The 16,343-nt window shown below is 69.6% G+C and carries 12 protein-coding genes; 7 read left to right on the forward strand and 5 right to left on the reverse strand.

All coding sequences use genetic code 11. The features are described 5' to 3' along the window. Positions 1 to 214: 214 nt before the first annotated feature. The 3 genes from AC6JA9_RS34935 to AC6JA9_RS34945 all read left to right on the forward strand — a co-directional run bounded on the left by AC6JA9_RS34935 (position 215) and on the right by AC6JA9_RS34945 (position 6,815). Positions 215 to 3,601, forward strand: coding sequence for a DUF4082 domain-containing protein (locus tag AC6JA9_RS34935; RefSeq protein ID WP_497958440.1), 3,387 nt, complete (start codon positions 215 to 217; stop codon positions 3,599 to 3,601). A 198-nt stretch (positions 3,602 to 3,799) separates the two neighbouring features. Beyond that, on the forward strand, positions 3,800 to 4,444 hold the full coding sequence (locus AC6JA9_RS34940; RefSeq protein ID WP_223781563.1) for an SRPBCC family protein: 645 nt from the start codon (positions 3,800 to 3,802) through the stop codon (positions 4,442 to 4,444). Positions 4,445 to 4,685: 241 nt separating this feature from the next. Further along, the gene (locus tag AC6JA9_RS34945; protein WP_426736046.1) at positions 4,686 to 6,815 is read left to right on the forward strand and encodes a catalase; all 2,130 of its coding nucleotides are present in this window, start codon (positions 4,686 to 4,688) and stop codon (positions 6,813 to 6,815) included. 8 nt (positions 6,816 to 6,823) lie between these two features. Here the strand turns inward: AC6JA9_RS34945 and AC6JA9_RS34950 are convergent, their stop codons facing one another. Further along, positions 6,824 to 8,374, reverse strand: coding sequence for a hypothetical protein (locus AC6JA9_RS34950; RefSeq protein ID WP_497958441.1), 1,551 nt, complete (start codon positions 8,372 to 8,374; stop codon positions 6,824 to 6,826). A gap of 48 nt (positions 8,375 to 8,422) precedes the next feature. After that, the gene (locus AC6JA9_RS34955; RefSeq protein WP_223748321.1) at positions 8,423 to 8,917 is read right to left on the reverse strand and encodes a GNAT family N-acetyltransferase; all 495 of its coding nucleotides are present in this window, start codon (positions 8,915 to 8,917) and stop codon (positions 8,423 to 8,425) included. A gap of 296 nt (positions 8,918 to 9,213) precedes the next feature. Between AC6JA9_RS34955 and AC6JA9_RS34960 the strand changes: the two genes are divergently transcribed. The 4 genes from AC6JA9_RS34960 to AC6JA9_RS34975 all read left to right on the forward strand — a co-directional run bounded on the left by AC6JA9_RS34960 (position 9,214) and on the right by AC6JA9_RS34975 (position 11,863). Next, on the forward strand, positions 9,214 to 9,630 hold the full coding sequence (locus tag AC6JA9_RS34960; protein ID WP_497958442.1) for a hypothetical protein: 417 nt from the start codon (positions 9,214 to 9,216) through the stop codon (positions 9,628 to 9,630). Between the two features lie 9 nt (positions 9,631 to 9,639). Beyond that, positions 9,640 to 10,341: a hypothetical protein gene (locus tag AC6JA9_RS34965; protein ID WP_248546856.1), complete on the forward strand. Its 702-nt coding sequence runs from the start codon at positions 9,640 to 9,642 to the stop codon at positions 10,339 to 10,341. Between the two features lie 91 nt (positions 10,342 to 10,432). Further along, positions 10,433 to 11,443 carry a methyltransferase gene (locus AC6JA9_RS34970; protein WP_483578658.1) on the forward strand — a complete coding sequence of 337 codons (1,011 nt, stop codon included), beginning with the start codon at positions 10,433 to 10,435 and terminating at the stop codon, positions 11,441 to 11,443. A gap of 156 nt (positions 11,444 to 11,599) precedes the next feature. Then, positions 11,600 to 11,863 carry a hypothetical protein gene (locus AC6JA9_RS34975; RefSeq protein ID WP_497958443.1) on the forward strand — a complete coding sequence of 88 codons (264 nt, stop codon included), beginning with the start codon at positions 11,600 to 11,602 and terminating at the stop codon, positions 11,861 to 11,863. Positions 11,864 to 11,875: 12 nt separating this feature from the next. Here the strand turns inward: AC6JA9_RS34975 and AC6JA9_RS34980 are convergent, their stop codons facing one another. The 3 genes from AC6JA9_RS34980 to AC6JA9_RS34990 are packed head-to-tail and all read right to left on the reverse strand — an operon-like array spanning position 11,876 to position 16,229. Then, positions 11,876 to 13,579 (reverse strand): sodium:solute symporter family protein, encoded by a 1,704-nt coding sequence (locus AC6JA9_RS34980; RefSeq protein ID WP_223781558.1) that lies wholly within the window; start codon positions 13,577 to 13,579, stop codon positions 11,876 to 11,878. Further along, a complete protein-coding gene (locus AC6JA9_RS34985; RefSeq protein ID WP_223748556.1) occupies positions 13,576 to 13,734 on the reverse strand; it encodes a hypothetical protein in 159 nt (52 codons plus the stop codon). The genes AC6JA9_RS34980 and AC6JA9_RS34985 overlap by 4 nt, the downstream gene beginning before the upstream one ends. An 8-nt stretch (positions 13,735 to 13,742) precedes the next feature. Next, complete coding sequence (locus AC6JA9_RS34990; protein ID WP_497958444.1) at positions 13,743 to 16,229, reverse strand: PIG-L family deacetylase; 2,487 nt, start codon at positions 16,227 to 16,229, stop codon at positions 13,743 to 13,745. Between the last annotated feature and the right edge of the window lie 114 nt (positions 16,230 to 16,343).

The raw sequence follows: 16,343 nt of genomic DNA on the forward strand, positions 1-16,343 counted from the left end.
GACACCCACCTGGAGCACCCCGCACCTCCATTGTCCGACGTGGTTTCCCATCTCAGCGCGCGCTCGATACAGACGAAAAATCGCGCGAGATGGCAATGAATCGCGAACGTTCAGTCAGCGACTTCGATTGGAAATGAGCACGATGTCTGGGTTAGACATGGCGCCGCCGTGCCTGCCTTGCCCTGTCGTGCCATCCCCCCAAGGAGAAGTCCGAATGACACCCCCGAAGTCACGACCCGCGCGGGTCGCGAGCGTGCCGCGTGTCCCCACGCTGGCGCTCCTGGCCGCGGTGCTGCTCGTGCTGCCCGCCGCCGCCCGAGCCCAGCCGACCTTCACCCTGTTCACGCCCGGCTCCACCCCCGCCGTCGCGTCCGTCACCAATGACTTCTCCGCCGTGGAGCTCGGCGTGAAGTTCCGCTCGGATGTCGAGGGAGACATCCTGGGCATCCGCTTCTTCAAGGGCACCACCAACACCGGCACCCACGTGGGCAGCCTGTGGAGCGCCACCGGTCAGCGCCTGGCCTTCGCCACCTTCACGGGTGAGACGGCCACCGGCTGGCAGCAGGTGCTCTTCTCCACGCCGGTGCGCATCAGCGCCAACACGACGTACGTGGCCTCGTACCACGCGCCCAACGGCGCCTACGCGTTCAACAACGGCGGCCTGGCCGCGGGCCACGACGCCCCGCCGCTGCACGCGCTCGCCGGCCCCGCGAACGGCGGCAACGGCGTGTTCACCTACGGCGCCGCGGGCTCCTTCCCCGCCACCGCGTTCGGCAACTCCAACTACTGGGTGGACGTGGTCTTCCGCCCGGCCGAGCCCGTCACGCTCTGGCCCTCCAACCCCACGCCTCCCGTCGCCTCCGTCACCAATGACTCCGCCCCGGTGGAGCTGGGCGTGAAGTTCAAGACGAACATCACCGGCGACGTGCTGGGTGTGCGCTTCTACAAGGGCGCGGGCAACACCGGCACCCACGTGGGCAGCCTGTGGAGCGTCAATGGCCAGCGCCTGGCGTTCGCCACCTTCACCGGTGAGACGGCCACCGGCTGGCAGCAGGTCCTCTTCTCCACGCCGGTCACCATCGCCGCGGACACGACGTACATCGCGTCCTACCACGCGCCCGTGGGCGCCTACGCCTTCGAGCAGGGCGGCCTCTCCACCGGGCAGGACACCCCGCCCCTGTTCGCCCTGCCGGGCGCCACCAGCGGCGGCAACGGCATCTTCGCCTACGGCGCCGCGGGCACCTTCCCCGTCAACAGCTTCGAGAACTCGAACTACTGGGTGGACGTGGTCTTCCAGGCCACCGGCGCGCCGCCCCCGACGCAGCCGCAGGACGACGCCTACCGCATCTTCCCGCCCAACGCGCTGCCCGCCAACGCCACCTCCACCGAGACGCTGCCCGTGGAGCTGGGCGTGAAGTTCCGCTCGGACGTGGATGGACAGGTCAAGGGCGTGCGCTTCTACAAGGGCGCCGGCAACAACGGCACCCACGTGGGCAACCTGTGGAGCGCCACCGGCCTGAACCTGGCCACCGCCACCTTCACCAACGAGACGGCGGTGGGCTGGCAGGAGGTGACGTTCGCCTCGCCCGTGGCCATCACCGCCGGCACCACCTATGTGGCGTCGTACTTCGCGCCGCTCGGCGGCTACTCGTTCAACAACAACGGCCTGGCCAACGGTGTGGACGCGCCTCCCCTGCACGCCCTGCCCGGCGCCACCACCTCCGGCGGCAACGGCGTCTACACCTACGCCTCCGCGTCCACCTTCCCCAGCGGCAGCCACCAGAACACCAACTACTGGGTGGACGTCATCTTCGAGTCCTACGGCCCGCCGCCCCGTCCGGGCGTCCAGGGCGCCGGCCCCGTGCTCGTGGCCACCGCGCCGGGCAATCCCTTCACGGACTACCTGCGCGAAATCCTGGAGGCCGAGGGCATCGCGTCCTTCGCCACCACCGACGCGGGCAACCTGGGCGTCAGCGTGTCGCTCAATGACTACAAGGTCCTCATCCTCGGCGAGCAGACGCTGGGCGCCGCCCAGGTGACGCTCATCACGAACTGGGTGAACGCGGGCGGCAGCCTCATCGCGCTGCGCCCCGCCGCCAACCTCCAGTCGCTGCTCGGGCTCAATGCCTCGCAGGGCACGCTGAGCAATGGCTACCTCCTGGTGAACGCCACCCAGGCGCCGGGCACGGGCATCACCGCGGAGACGATGCAGTACCACGGCCCCGCGGACCGCCGCACCGTCACCACCGGCACGCGCACCGTGGCCACGCTCTACTCGGACGCCGCCACCCCGACGACGTACACCGCCATCAGCCAGCGCACCGTGGGCAGCGGCACCGCCACCGCCTTCATGTACGACCTGGCGAAGTCCGTGGTCCTCACCCGCCAGGGCAACCCGGCGTGGCAGGGGCAGAACCGGGACGGCTCCACCATCGGCCCGGGCGCTCGCGCCAACGACATGTTCTACGGCAACGCGGCGTTCGACCCGCAGCCGGACTGGGTGAACATGGACAAGGTCCAGATTCCCCAGGCGGACGAGCAGCAGCGCCTGTTGGCCAACGTGCTGCATCAGACGAGCTCCGTGCCGCTGCCGCGCCTGTGGTACTTCCCTCGCTCGCACAAGGCCGTGGTGGTGATGACGGGCGACGGACACCCCAGCGGCCTCACCACCACGCGGTGGAACCAGTACCTGACCGACAGCGCCCCGGGCTGCAGCGTGGCGGATTGGGAGTGCATCCGCGGCACCGTCTACGACTACGTCGGCGGGCTGACGGCCACCCAGGCCAACAGCTACGTGGCCCAGGGCTTCGAGTACGCCCTGCATGTGAACACCGGCTGCGCGGACTACACGGCCAACACGCTGGACCCGGCCTTCTTCACCCCGCAGCTCCAGGGCTTCTCGCAGGCCTATCCGCTGGTGCCCGCGCCCACCACCAATCGCACGCACTGCATCGCGTTCAGCGACTGGTCCACCCAGCCCAAGGTGTCGCGCCTGCACGGCATCCGCCTGGACACGAACTACTACTACTGGCCCCACGAGTGGGTGCTCGACCGGCCGGGCCTCTTCACCGGCACCGGTCTGCCCATGCGCTTCGCGGACCTGGACGGCACGCCGCTGGACGTCTACCAGCTCGCCACGCAGCTGACGGATGAGTCCGGGCAGACGCTCTCCACGCACATCGACACGCTGCTGGCCAACGCGCTCGGCACCAAGGGCTACTACGCCGCCATCAACGCCAACATGCACGTGGACTCGCACTCGTCGGCGGGGGCCTCCGGCTCGGCGACCATCATCGCCGCCGCCAAGCGTGACGGCGTGCCCGTCATCACCGCGCGCCAGCTGCTCGACTGGGTCGACGCGCGCGAGGCGACGCAGGTGTCGTCGCTGGCCTTCACCGGGACGCAGCTGACGTTCAACGTCATCAACCCGGCGCGCAACCTGTCGCTGATGGTGCCCACGCGCGCCGCCAACGGCCGCAACCTGACGTCCGTCACCCGCGCCGGCGCCCCCGTCACCACCGTGATTCGCACCATCAAGGGCGTGAGCTTCGCGTTCATCGACGCCGCTCCCGCCGGCACGTACACGGCCACCTACAACTAGCCCTTCGCGCCCTCCAAGGCGCCCGGGGCATGCGGGGCTCGACACGGCACGTCCGGGTCGGGCCCCGCTTCGTTTCCACCCCAGAGAAGCCCTGCGTTCGACACGGGGTGCCTTGTGCCGGCCGGCGGGGAGCCTCTATGACGCGCCCCGGGTCGGCGCCCTGCTGGCGGCCGCCCGGACACAAGGACCGCACACCCCATGCTCAAGAAGCTGCTCGTCGGCCTCGCCGCCACCATCCTCATCCTGGTGGGCGTCATCGCCTCCCGCCCCGCCGAGTTCACCATCCAGCGCACCGCGACGCTGCCCGGCCCCTCGGACGTGGCCTTCGCGCAGGTGAACGACTTCCACCAGTGGAACGCGTGGTCGCCCTGGGCGGCGCTGGACCCGAACATGAAGACCACCTACTCCGGCCCCCAGAGCGGCGTCGGCGCGGGCTACGCGTGGACCGGCAACGAGCAGGTGGGCGAGGGCCGGATGACCATCGAGCAGAGCCGCGCCCCCGAGCACGTGCGCGTCAAGCTGGAGTTCATCAAGCCCTGGGCGGCCACGAACCTCACGGACTTCCACTTCAAGCCGGTGGCCGGCGGCACCGAGGTCACCTGGGCCATGAGCGGCACCAACGACTTCATGGGCAAGGCCTTCGGCCTGCTCATGGACATGGATGCGATGGTGGGGAAGGACTTCGAGAAGGGGCTCGCCAACCTGAAGGGCGTCGTGGAGGCGGAGGTGAAGAAGCGCGCCGAGGCCGAGACCGCGCGCGTGGCCGCCGTGAAGGCCGCCGAGGAGAAGGCCGCCGCCGAGGCCGCTGCCGCCGCGCCGGTCGTCGCCCAGCCCACACCGTGAACGGCGAGGGCCGAGCGCGCCTCGGCCACGCTGACTCCCGACGCCTCCGTGCCCCCATCGCGGGGGCGTCGTCGCGTCTGGCGTCCGGAGTGTCGACCTCTCGGCCCTCCTGAAGGCAGACATGGCGGGTGGTGAACGCTCGCGTGCCACGGGGCACGCGCCGTTCCCCTCTCATGCGGCGCGAGGCGTAGACCGCGAGCGCGCCAGGTGCCGGCGCGTTCCTCGCCGTCCGGGAGTTCTCATGCCGCCGCGAAAGACTCCGTCGAAGCCGAAACCGCCGCCTCCCAGCAAGAACGAGCAGTTGGAGCCCTACCGCATGCACCAGGAGGACACGGTGCTGACGACGGACCAGGGCATCCCCATCTCGGAGACGGACAACTCGCTGAAGGCGGGCCTGCGCGGCCCCACGCTCCTGGAGGACTTCCACTTCCGCGAGAAGATGATGCGCTTCGACCACGAGCGCATCCCCGAGCGCGCCGTGCATGCCCGGGGCGCCGGCGCGCATGGCTACTTCCAGGTCTATGAGTCCCTGGAGCGCTACACCCAGGCGCGCTTCCTCACGGACCCCAGCCTCAAGACGCCCGTCTTCGTGCGCTTCTCCACCGTGGGCGGCTCGCGCGGCTCGGCGGACACCGTGCGCGACGTGCGCGGCTTCGCCACCAAGTTCTACACGCCCGAGGGGAACTACGACCTGGTCGGCAACAACATGCCCGTCTTCTTCATCCAGGACGGCATCAAGTTCCCCGACTTCGTCCACTCGGTGAAGCCCGAGCCGCACAACGAGATTCCGCAGGCGTCCTCGGCGCATGACTCGCTGTGGGACTTCGTGTCGCTCGTCCCGGAGACGGCGCACATGGTGATGTGGCTGATGTCGGACCGGGCCATCCCCCGCTCCTTCCGACACATGGAGGGCTTCGGCGTCCACACCTACCGGCTGGTCAACGCCAAGGGGAAGGCGACGCTGGTGAAGTTCCATTGGAAGCCGGTGCTGGGGACGCACTCGCTCGTCTGGGACGAGGCGCAGAAGGTGTCCGGCAAGGACCCGGACTTCCACCGGCGTGACTTGTGGGACACCATCGAGTCCGGGAACTTCCCCGAGTACGAGCTGGGCCTGCAGCTCATCCCCGAGGGCGACGAGCTGAAGTACGGCTTCGACCTGCTGGACGCGACGAAGCTGCTGCCCGAGGAGCTGGTGCCGGTGCAGAAGGTCGGCAAGCTGGTGCTGGACCGCAACCCGGACAACTTCTTCGCCGAGACGGAGCAGGTGGCCTTCTGCGTGTCCAACGTCGTGCCGGGCATCGACTTCACCAATGACCCGCTGCTGCAGGCGCGCATCTTCTCGTACCTGGACACGCAGCTGACACGCCTGGGTGGACCCAACTTCGCGGAGCTGCCCATCAACAAGCCCGTCTGCCCGGTGAACAACCACCAGCAGGACGGCTTCGGGCGCCAGAGCATCAACACCAGCCGCGCGAACTACCACCCCAACTCGCTGGGCGGCGGCTGCCCCATGCTGGCCAACCCCAAGTCCGCCTTCGTCCACCGCCAGGAGCGCGTGGAGGGGCACAAGATTCGCGCGCGCAGCGGCAGCTTCGCGGACCACTTCAGCCAGGCCACGCTCTTCTACAACAGCCTGTCCAAGCCCGAGCGCGAGCACCTGGTGGCCGCGCTCGAGTTCGAGCTTGGCAAGGTGGAGCGCGAGGAGATTCGCGAGCGCGTGGTGAACAAGGTCCTGGTGAACATCGACCGGGACATGGCCGTGCGCGTGGCGAACGCGGTGGGCGTCGCGCCGCCCAAGCTCGGCAAGCAGCCGGAGAGCAAGCCCGTCTCCAAGCTGACGGCGTCACCGGCGTTGAGCCAGCTGAACACGCCGCATGACTCCATCATGACGCGCAAGGTGGCGGTGCTCGTCGCGGACGGGTTCGCCGGACGGGAGCTGTCGCAGGTGCGCAAGACGCTCGAGGGGCTGGGCGCCATCGTGGAGGTGGTGGGCCCCACGCTCGGCCCCGTCGCCAGCGCGGACGGCGGCGAGGAGAAGCCGGTGAAGACGTACCTGACGGCGTCCTCCGTGCTGTACGACGCCGTCTACGTGCCCGGCGGCGAGCGCAGCGTGGCCACGCTGAAGAAGGTGCCGCTCGCGGTGGACTTCGTGCGCGAGGCGTACGTGCACTGCAAGGCGCTGGCGCTGTCGGGCGCGGCCACCTCCATGCTGGACGCCGCGGGGTTCTCCACGCCGATGGCGAAGGGGCTGGATGACGCGCTGGGCGTCATCCGCAGCGCGAAGAACGAGACGCGGGGCTTCGGGCAGATGTTCGCCAAGGCCATCGCCGCGCACCGCCACTGGGCGCGCGAGGCGCCGCCGCCGGCCTGACGCGGGCTTCAGCCCGGCGTCTTCCCGACGAACAGGCCGAGCGCGAAGGCGAGCCCCATGAGCACGAGCACCAGCACCATGGGGACGCCGCCCTTCGCGCGGGCCTGGACGGCCGGAGCCACCATCCGGGCTCCGGCCTGCTCCTCGGGGACGATGAGGCGGACCTTGATGACGGCCTTGGCGAGCACCTCCTCGACGTCGTTGAGGAAGCGCTCGTACTCCTCGGCCACCAGCTCCAGCGGCTCGCCGTGGTGGGACTCGTAGCGCTTCGCCACGGCGTCGTGGTTGCGCAGCTGGGCCTCGCGCTTGGAGACGTCCACCCAGCCGCAGACCAGGGACGGGCCGGAGCCCTTGCGCGGCACCAGGGAGATGTTCTGCCGGGCCAGCTTGCCGCCCGCGGTGCTGGGGCCCTCGGGCTCGTCGATGCGCAGCACGCGGTGCGGTCCGCGCCCGTACATCTTCTTGGACAGGGCCTCGCGCAGCTGCTCTGCGAGCAGCGCGGAGTGGTTGGCGAACATCGTCCGCAGCGCGGGGCCCTCCTCGGCCGCCGCGGCCACCTTGCCCGCCGCGGGCTCCAGGGGACTGAGACGTACGACGCCCGCCGCGAGCCCGCCGGAGGCCTGCGGCTTCTCGCTCCCGCGTGACAGCCAGTTGCTCGCGGGGACCTTCACCCGCTCCACGCGGGGCGGGCCACCAGGCACCTCTGTCGCGGGGGCTGGACCTCCGCGCACCTCCGTCGCGGGTGCCGAGCCTCCGCGCACTTCCGTCGCTGGCGCCGAGCCACCTCGCCCCTCCCCCGTCGAGCTTCCGCGCATCCCCGCGGGAGCCGAGCCACCTCGCACCGCCGGGGCCGCGCCATCTCGCACTTCCGTCGCCGAGCCTCCTCGCATCCCCGCCGCCGGGGCCGAGCCTCCGCCTCGAAGCTCCGTGGCGAAGGGCAGGTGCTCGTCCTCGACACCGCCGCTGGTGAAGAGCTGGAACTCCTCGTCGTCACCTCCGGCGTGAGCGGCGGACGCGTTGGTGTCCTCGTCCTCATCCAGGTCCAACTCCTGGATGCGCTCCTGGGCGCCGCGTGCACCAGCGCGGCCCCTGGGGTCCTCCGGTGGGGCGCGGCCAGCGGTGCGTCCCTTCGGTGGCAGGTCACTCTCCGCGCCTCCTCGCGCGGGAGGTCGGCTGGGCCGGGCCTCGGTGACGATGGCCTCCTGGCCCCGGCCCGCGCGTGCATCGCCCGTGGAGGGGCTCCGAGGGGAGCGGGCCTCGGTGACGATGACCTCCTGGCCCCGGGCCGCGCCACGGGCCTCGGGGCCTCGACCGGCGACACCTCGCGGCGGCGGTACGCTCTGCCCCTTGCGCGCCTCGGTGACGATGTCCTCCTGCTCGTCGACCAGGTCCTGGGGACCGATTCGAGTCTCGGAAGCGGGCGGATCCGGAGGCGCCACGCGGGTCTCCTCCGGGGCGTAGGACATCGGGATGTCGCGCGTCGCGTCCTCGTCCTCGGGCGCGATGCGGGGCTCCTCGTTCCGGCCGGGCCCCGCGCCCCGCCTCTGTCCATTCGCCATGGGCCGCTCCTCGTCCGGGCGAAGATAGCCCGGCCGGGGCCGCTTGCGTCAGCGCGCGTCCTGCTTCTTTCGTCGATACACGTCCGGGTCCACGCGCTCCATGATTCGCTCCGGTGCCGTCAGCGCCGTGAAACCGTATTGCGCGTACAGCCCATGTGCATCTCTCGTCGCCAGCATGAAACGGCGCAGCCCCTGGAGGTCCGGGTGGGAGAAGACGACCCGCATCAGCCACTTGCTCAAGCCCTTGCCACGCTGTGACTCCAGGACGAACACGTCGGCCAGGTAGGCAAAGGTCGCCCGGTCCGTCACCACGCGGCAGCCGCCCACCTGCGCGCCATCCGCCGCGTACAGACCGAAGGCCAGCGAGTGACGCCAGGCCCGCTCCACCGTCTCCCGGGGAATCTCCGGGCTCCAGTACGTCTTCGTCAGGAAGCCGTGCACCAGATCCAGGTCGAGGCGGGAGAAGTCGTCGGAGATGACATGGCCATCCTCGCCCTTCACTTCGAAGACAGCGGAAGAGGACGGTACGGCGGAGTCCAACATGGGAAACGTGCCTCCCTGCGCGCGGGCAGCGCGTGCGACGGCGGTGGGAGCGCAGACCTAACGCATTCGCGTGCGCGCGACCATGTTTCACACTCGCGCCATGGCTGACCTGCACAGTTGGGTGCGAGGTGTTGCGACACAGATTGTCCAGCCGGCGGCAGGAGGACAAACCGCCCGGGACGCCCGGGATGTCATGCCATTGGCGTCCCTGGGAGGCCACATCCGGTTGACGTGGGAGACCGGGGTGGGGACACTGCGTGCTTTCGTCCCACACCCTTCAGAGACAGGAACACACCATGGGTCTCGCAGAGCGTCGTCGCATCGTGGCCATCCGGGATTCTCATTCCCCGCGCTTCCAGTCGGAGCTCAATGCCGCCATCGGCTTCGAGATGCCATTCGAGATCGACACCGCCAGCTTCCCCGAGGACAAGATCATCCTCGATTGCTACGACTACTATTACGAGTCGTACGGCCCGGGCCTCGTCGTCACCGTGATGAAGAGCATCTGCGCGGATGACCTCGGGAAGGAGGCCGCGAAGGCGAAGTTCAGCAAGATCGTCTTCCAGAACGTCGCCAAGAGCGCGGAGAACCCGGGCGACAAGAGCGTGGAGATCAAGGACAACACCCTCTTCGTGCGCGAGAGCTTCTACGGCTACTCGGACAAGCTCTACGGAGAGGACGACCTGCGCGGCGCCATCGAGGCGATTCTCTAGGCCCCGCCCATGACCGAGGACGAACGAAAGCTGCGTGCGCTGTCGGCGCGGCCGCTCGCGGAGGTGCTGGATGACCTCGCGGCGCTCCAGAAGCGCGAGCTGCGCGGGGAGCAGGTCCGGCTGCCCCGCGTCACCCTGCATCTGCGCAGCGGGCGGGAGCTGAGCGGCACCATCCTGGCGCTCGCGCAGCTGCGCCAGGAGGTGTTCGTCCTCGTTCGCGGCGGCGCACCGTCGCGGAATGACGCGGGCACGGATGCGACGTACGTCGCGCTGGGGTCCATCGAGGCGCTCACCGTGCATGACGCCGCGGGCTTCGTCGGGACGCTGGCGCCCGAGGGCCTGTCCCCGCTCGCCGAGCCCGCACCCACGCGCCTTGGAGCGCGCCGATTGATGGAGGCCCAGCGCAAGGAGCTGGTGGCCCTGTTGGGCGGCGAGCTGAGCTGGGAGCCCGCCATCGACAAGACCGCGGACGGTGAGCCGCTCCGGGGGCTGGTCTTGCTCGCCAATGCCGTGGCTGGGGCGCTCAAGGCGACAGCGCAGGCCGAGCTCGGCCGCGAGACAGTGAAGGCGGGCATCCAGCGCGTCATCATCGAGGGAGGGGCCAGGCGCCTGGGGCTCGAAGGCGGCACCCTCCACGTCAGCGCGCCGCTCGAGGAGGACGACGTGCCCTCCGTGGAGGCGTTGACGACCGAAATCGAGACGTTGCTCTGACGTCGCGCTGACGCGGCACGCCAATCCACCTGGGACTGCGGGTGTGTCAGGCCATTGGCGTCCTGTCGGAGGACTGCGTGAAGATGTCGCCATGACTCCACCTACCGTGCATCCCGCGCAGCGAATCGTCGACCTGGGTTTTGGCTTCATCCTCTCCGGCGCGCTGTCCACGGCGGCGGAGCTGGGCGTCGCGGACCGCCTGGTCCAGGGGCCTCGGAGCGCGGCATCGCTCGCGGAGGAGCTGGGCGTGCATGCGCAGTCGCTCTATCGGGTCCTCCGGCTGCTCGCGAGCGTGGAGGTCTTCGCCGAGGATGAAGCAGGACGCTTCTCGCTGACGCCCGCCGCGGAGTACCTGCGCACGGATGCGCCCGGCTCCCTGCACAGCGCGGTGCGCATGCTGACGCAGAGAATCTTCTGGGCCCCCACCGGCGAGCTGACGCAGACGGTGCGCACGGGGCAGACGCCGTTCGACCGTATCTTCGGCAAGCCCTTCTTCGACTACCTGACGAGCGACCCGGTCCAGGGCGACATCTTCCACCAGGGCATGTCCAGCCTCTCCGACATGGAGAACAAGGCCATCGCGGGCAGCTACGACTTCACGCCGCTGCGGCGCGTGGTCGACGTGGGCGGTGGGCACGGCGGATTCCTCATCGAGGTGCTCCAGGCGGCGCCCCAGGTGCGAGGTGTGCTCTTCGACCATGCGCACGTGCTCTCGGGATCGCGAGTCGCGCGGGCGGGGCTCGCGGAGCGGTGCGAGTTGGTGGAGGGGGACTTCTTCCAGTCCGTGCCCGCGGGGGCGGATGCGTACGTGCTCAAGCGCATCCTCCACGACTGGAACGACGAGACGTGCGTCACGCTGCTGCGCCACTGCCGGGCGGCGATGGCGGAGGGTGGACGCGTGCTCGTGGTGGACACCGTCATTCCTCCGGGCAATGGGCCGCACGGGGGCAAGGTGCTGGACGTGATGATGCTGGCCTCGCTTCCGGGGCGCGAGCGGACGGAAGAGGACTTCCGCGAGCTCTTCGCCCAGGCGGACTTGAAGCTCTCGCGCATCCTGGCCACGCCGACGGCGATGAGCATCACGGAGGCCGTGGCGGCTTGAGCCGACTCCGCGGACCGCGACGGCTCAGCGAGTGCGCAGCTCGCGGAACGCGAGGCCGTCCAGTTCCAGGGGATGTCTTCTATTGAAAGCCCGTTGCGCTCGAATGCATCCATCCGGATAGGCTCACGCCATGCCCCGGTCCACACAGGTCCACCCATGAGCCAACGGCCTTGGCTTCTCATCGCCATCCTGAGCAGCGCGGTCTTCGGAGTGGCCTACGTCGGCTTCGCGGACATCGGCACCGTGTGCGCCTGTCACGACGGAACCTTCTCGGATGGCCTGCGACTCCCGCTCGACGACAAGGACGCCTTCTGCGCCAGCAGATGCAAGGGCCCGGGCGGAGGCCGCTGGCTCCGCGATGGAGGTACGTCCCTCGCGGAAATCGAGGCAACCCGGGCCGCGCTCGGCGACGCGCCGTAGCCCGCGCCCTGCTCAGGCCCCCGGAGCCGGAGCGGCCTCCGGTCCACGCGGCAGCACCGACTGCGCCACCAGACTCAGCGCCACGACGAGCGCGCAGCCAATGACGTTGTACCAGAGGTAGCCGATGTCACTGAGCATGAAGAGCCCAATCACTGTCGCCTGCGAGATGACCGCCGCGGTGAACACCGCATGCCCTCGCACGAACTTGAGGAAGAACGCGACCAGGAAGATGCCCAGCACCGTCCCATAGAAAATCGAGCCCAGGATGTTCACCGCCTGGATGAGGTTGTCGAGCAGCGACGCGAAGGTCGCGAACCCCACCGCCACCAATCCCCAGAACACCGTGAACAACTTCGACGCGATGAGCACGTGCCGGTCCGACGCCTCCGGACGGAACACCCGCCGGTAGAAGTCCACCGTCGTCGTCGCCCCCAGCGCGGTGAGCTCACTCGCGATGGAGCTCATCGCCGCGGACAGGATGACCGCGATGAGCAGACCGAACAGCCCGCTGGGCAGCCACCGCTTCACGAAGCTGATGAAGATGTAGTCAGAGTCCTTCGTCTCCGCCCCCGGCAGCGCCCGCGTCACCAGCGCCTTGGCGTCCTTGCGGACCTGGCTCGCCTCTCCCGCCGCGGCACGCAGCGCCTCACGCACACCCGTGCGCGAAGCCTCGTCCTCCGCCGACAGGTACCGCTCCACCTGCGCGCGCTTGCTCGACTGCACCTCTTCCCACTTCGTCTCCAGCGCCGCGTACTCCGCCGCCTGCCCGGAGCCTCGCATCCGCTCGCCCAGCGTCTCGTTGAACAGCAGGGGCGGCGTGCTGAACTGGTAGAAGACGAAGACGAGGATTCCGACGAAGAGAATCAGGAACTGCATCGGAATCTTCAGCACGCCGTTGAACAACAACCCCAGCCGGCTCTCCGTGATGGAGCGCCCCGTGAGATAGCGGCCCACCTGAGACTGGTCCGTGCCGAAGTACGACAGCGCCAGGAAGAAGCCGCCCGTGAGTCCGGACCAGAAGTTGTAACGGTCCTGCACGTTGAAGTCGAAGCTCACCACGTTCATCCGACCGAACGCGCCCGCCACGTCCACCGCGTCACCGAACGACACGTGCGAGGGCAGCCGCCAGAGGATGACCAGCGCGGCCACCACCATGCCGCCCATCATCACCACCATCTGCTGCTTCTGCGTCTGGCTGACGGCGGTGGAGCCGCCCGTCACCGTGTAGAGGATGACCAGCGCCCCCATCGCCACCACCGTGGGCTCCAGCGCCCAGCCCAGAATCGTGGAGAGGATGATGGACGGCGCGTAGATGGTGATGCCCGCCGCCAGCCCCCGCTGCACCAGGAACAGGAAGGCGCCGAACAGGCGCGTCTTCAGGTCGAAGCGCGACTCCAGGTACTGGTACGCCGTGATGACGTTCAGCCGGTAGTAGATGGGGACGAAGACCGCGCTGATGAGAATCATCGCGAACGGCAGCCCGAAGTAGAACTGCACGAAGCGCATGCCGTCTTCGTAGGCCTGTCCCGGAACGGAGAGGAACGTGATGGCGCTGGCCTGCGTGGCCATCACCGCCAGGCCGATGGTGGGCCACTTCAGCTCACGAGTCCCCCGCAGGTACTCCTCCGTGCTCTTCGAGCCCCGCGACTTCCACAACCCCCACGAGACGATGAACACAATCGTCCCGACCAACACCCCCCAGTCGAGCAAGGTCACGAGTACACCCAGGTGAGCGCCGCCGACAGGACGACGAAGAGGACGAAGGAGCCGACCACCAGCAGGTAGATGTTGCGCCACGAGCCGAGCAGCGGCGGCGCGTCATCCAGCTCCGGCCGCTTCTCGACGGGCGCGGGAGACGAGGAGGGATTCACGGGAGGGCTCATTGCGCGAGGACGTTCGCCAGGAGGCGGTAGGCGCCGGGGACCCCGGCGGGAAGCTGACGGAAGAAGGCCAGGCCCGTGTAGACGAACACGCCCTTGCCATGACGCGCGACGAGCAACGAGCCCTTCAGCGGCTCCTCGCCCGCGTCGTTCATCGCAAACACCGGGCGGTACTTGTCGTCCCACTTCGACGCGAAGTACAGCCCGCGCTCCTGCACCCAGCCGTCGAAGTCCGCGGACGTCAGCCGGTTGGGCGCGCGCAAGAGCGGCTCGTCCGCCGACACCGGCGTCATCACCGCCGTCTCGTCCGTCACACGCTCGCGGCCAATCTCCAGCGGGTACGGCCCGACGAACGCCGACAGCGGTCCCACGCGGCTGTTGGTGTTGTACTGCACCACCAGGTGCCCACCCTGCTTCACGTAGTCGAGCAGTCGCTCGCGGTGCACCGCGAGGCGCGGGTTCGCGTTGAAGGCCCGCACGCCGACGAGGATGGCGTCGAAGCGCTCCAGCTTCTCCGCGTCCAGCCGCTCCTCGGGCAGCACCGTCACCTCGTAGCCCACCGCCGCCAGGCTCTCGGCCACCTTGTCCCCGGGGCCGGGGATGTAGCCCAGCCGCTTCACCTTCGTCGCCAGCGAGAAGGGAACCAGCGTGGCCTCCGAGTCCTGCCGCACCGCCAGGGGAGGCAGGTGCTCGTACGACACGGTCCGCACCCGCCACGACTCGGCGCGCCCGCCCACGTCGACGACGACGCGCAGGCGCCCCTTCTCCGTCGCGCCCTTGGGCGGCGTCACCTTGAAGTGCACGGTGCGCGCATCACCGCGCGTGGCGAACTGGAACGCATGCTCCGCGGGCTCCGAGCGCCAGCCCTTCGGCAGCTCCAGCCGTGCCTTGCCGCTCACGTCCCCACGCCCCGCGCCCAGGACCACGGCCACCGACTGCGCCGCGCCGTTGGGGAACATCACCCGGTCCCGCTCCAGCGTCGCGGTGACGGCGGGGACGACCTCGAACGCGCGGTACAGCTCCCCGCGCACCGGGTCCGTCCACACGTGCACCACCGGCCGCGTCACCGTGAGGCGACGCCCCGCGGCCTCGTACACGAACGACACCGACAACGCCGGCCCCGCCTCGGGCAGCCCCGTCAGCGCGCGGTCCGAGTCGTCCAGCGCGAACAGGCCGCCAGAGGCGGGCTTGCGCAGCCAGTACGGCGTGGTGACGGCCGCGTCCTGTGGCAGGGCCAGCTTCTTCTCCAGCTTGAGCGGCGCGTGCTCCGCGAGCACCGAGTCCACCGCCACGCGCTCCCCACCCGGCAGCGTCACGCTCACCAGCTTCAGCGCCGCGGGCGAGCGGTTCAGCGCGTGCAGCGTCACCGCCACCGACGTGCCCGGCGTGCCCGTGGCCTCGGCGGCCCGCGCCTCCAGGAACAGTCCCGCGCACGCGGCCACCAGCGCCTCCGTCTCGCGCAGCTTCACGGCCTTCCACGGGTGCTCGTCCGGCAGCGAGGACAGCGCCTCGTGCACCTTCAGCAGCGCGGGCACCGAGCGATACGGCGCGCGCGCGTCGAAGCCCCTCTGCGCTTCCTCCACCGCGCGGGCCACGCTCTCCGTGCCCTTCCAGCGGCGCCAGGACAGCTCCAGCCCCTCGAAGACGTCGGCCTTGGGGCGCGTGCCGTCCAGCGGCTGGAAGTACTCGAGCAGCGGACCGCGCTCGGTGGGGACCCCGAAGCCCTGGCTCTTGTGCTGGCTTCGGCTCTCCGCCGAAATCTCTCCCCACGAGCGCCCGAGCAGCGCGTCGTACCCGCCCACGTCCACCTTGAGATAGGCGGACATGTCCGCGTCCGGCTTCAGGCTCCACGTGGAGACGTTGTGCAGCAGCCGGTCCGCCTTCCACGGCTTCACCAGCGACAGCTGCTCCGGGAAGCGCGACGGGTCCGCGGCGGCCGCGAAGGCCTCGGCGGCGAGCAGCGCGGACGCGGTGTGGTGTCCGTGGTTGGGCGGCTTCGTGTTGAAGCGCGTGACGATGACGTCCGGCTGGAAGCGGCGGATGGCGAGCACCACGTCCGCCAGCACCGCGTCATGGCCCCAGATGCGCAGCGCCTCGTCGGCGGACTTCGTGTAGCCGAAGTCCCGCGCGCGGGTGAAGTACTGCTCGGCGCCGTCCACGCGGCGCGCGGCGAGCAGCTCATAGGTGCGGATGAGCCCGAGGAGTTCGTCCTGCTCGGTGCCGATGAGGTTCTGTCCGCCATCGCCGCGCGTGAGCGAGAGATAGCCCGCGCGCAGGCCGCGCTCTCCGACGAGCCAGGCGAGCAAGCGCGTGTTCTCGTCGTCCGGGTGGGCCGCCACGTAGAGCACGCTGCCCGTCACGCCGAGGCGCCGCAGGCCCGCCGCGATTTCTCCCGCGTGCGGTTGTCGAGGTGTCTGCGCGAAGGCCGTGGTCCCGATTCCAAGGCTCATGGCCAGCGTCATGCCGAAGGTGAGCAGGGTTCGCATCCGCCGCGGACCCTACAACAAGGACCCGCCTCACGCGCGCGCGGCCTTCATCCGCGATGACGCGGCCAGCCACGCTGGCACGTCGAGTGTGCGCCACGGTCCTTCTGCGTGCCG

This window comes from Myxococcus sp. MH1, from assembly GCF_059738865.1.

Excerpts from the sequence above, each read along its gene's own strand:
- AC6JA9_RS34965 (WP_248546856.1), top strand. The coding sequence starts at position 9,640 with ATGACCGAGGACGAACGAAAGCTGCGTGCGCTGTCGGCGCGGCCGCTC.
- AC6JA9_RS34945 (WP_426736046.1), top strand. The coding sequence starts at position 4,686 with ATGCCGCCGCGAAAGACTCCGTCGAAGCCGAAACCGCCGCCTCCCAGC.
- AC6JA9_RS34975 (WP_497958443.1), top strand. The coding sequence starts at position 11,600 with ATGAGCCAACGGCCTTGGCTTCTCATCGCCATCCTGAGCAGCGCGGTC.
- AC6JA9_RS34990 (WP_497958444.1), bottom strand. The coding sequence starts at position 16,229 with ATGCGAACCCTGCTCACCTTCGGCATGACGCTGGCCATGAGCCTTGGA.
- AC6JA9_RS34940 (WP_223781563.1), top strand. The coding sequence starts at position 3,800 with ATGCTCAAGAAGCTGCTCGTCGGCCTCGCCGCCACCATCCTCATCCTG.
- AC6JA9_RS34950 (WP_497958441.1), bottom strand. The coding sequence starts at position 8,374 with ATGGCGAATGGACAGAGGCGGGGCGCGGGGCCCGGCCGGAACGAGGAG.
- AC6JA9_RS34955 (WP_223748321.1), bottom strand. The coding sequence starts at position 8,917 with ATGTTGGACTCCGCCGTACCGTCCTCTTCCGCTGTCTTCGAAGTGAAG.
- AC6JA9_RS34970 (WP_483578658.1), top strand. The coding sequence starts at position 10,433 with ATGACTCCACCTACCGTGCATCCCGCGCAGCGAATCGTCGACCTGGGT.
- AC6JA9_RS34960 (WP_497958442.1), top strand. The coding sequence starts at position 9,214 with ATGGGTCTCGCAGAGCGTCGTCGCATCGTGGCCATCCGGGATTCTCAT.
- AC6JA9_RS34935 (WP_497958440.1), top strand. The coding sequence starts at position 215 with ATGACACCCCCGAAGTCACGACCCGCGCGGGTCGCGAGCGTGCCGCGT.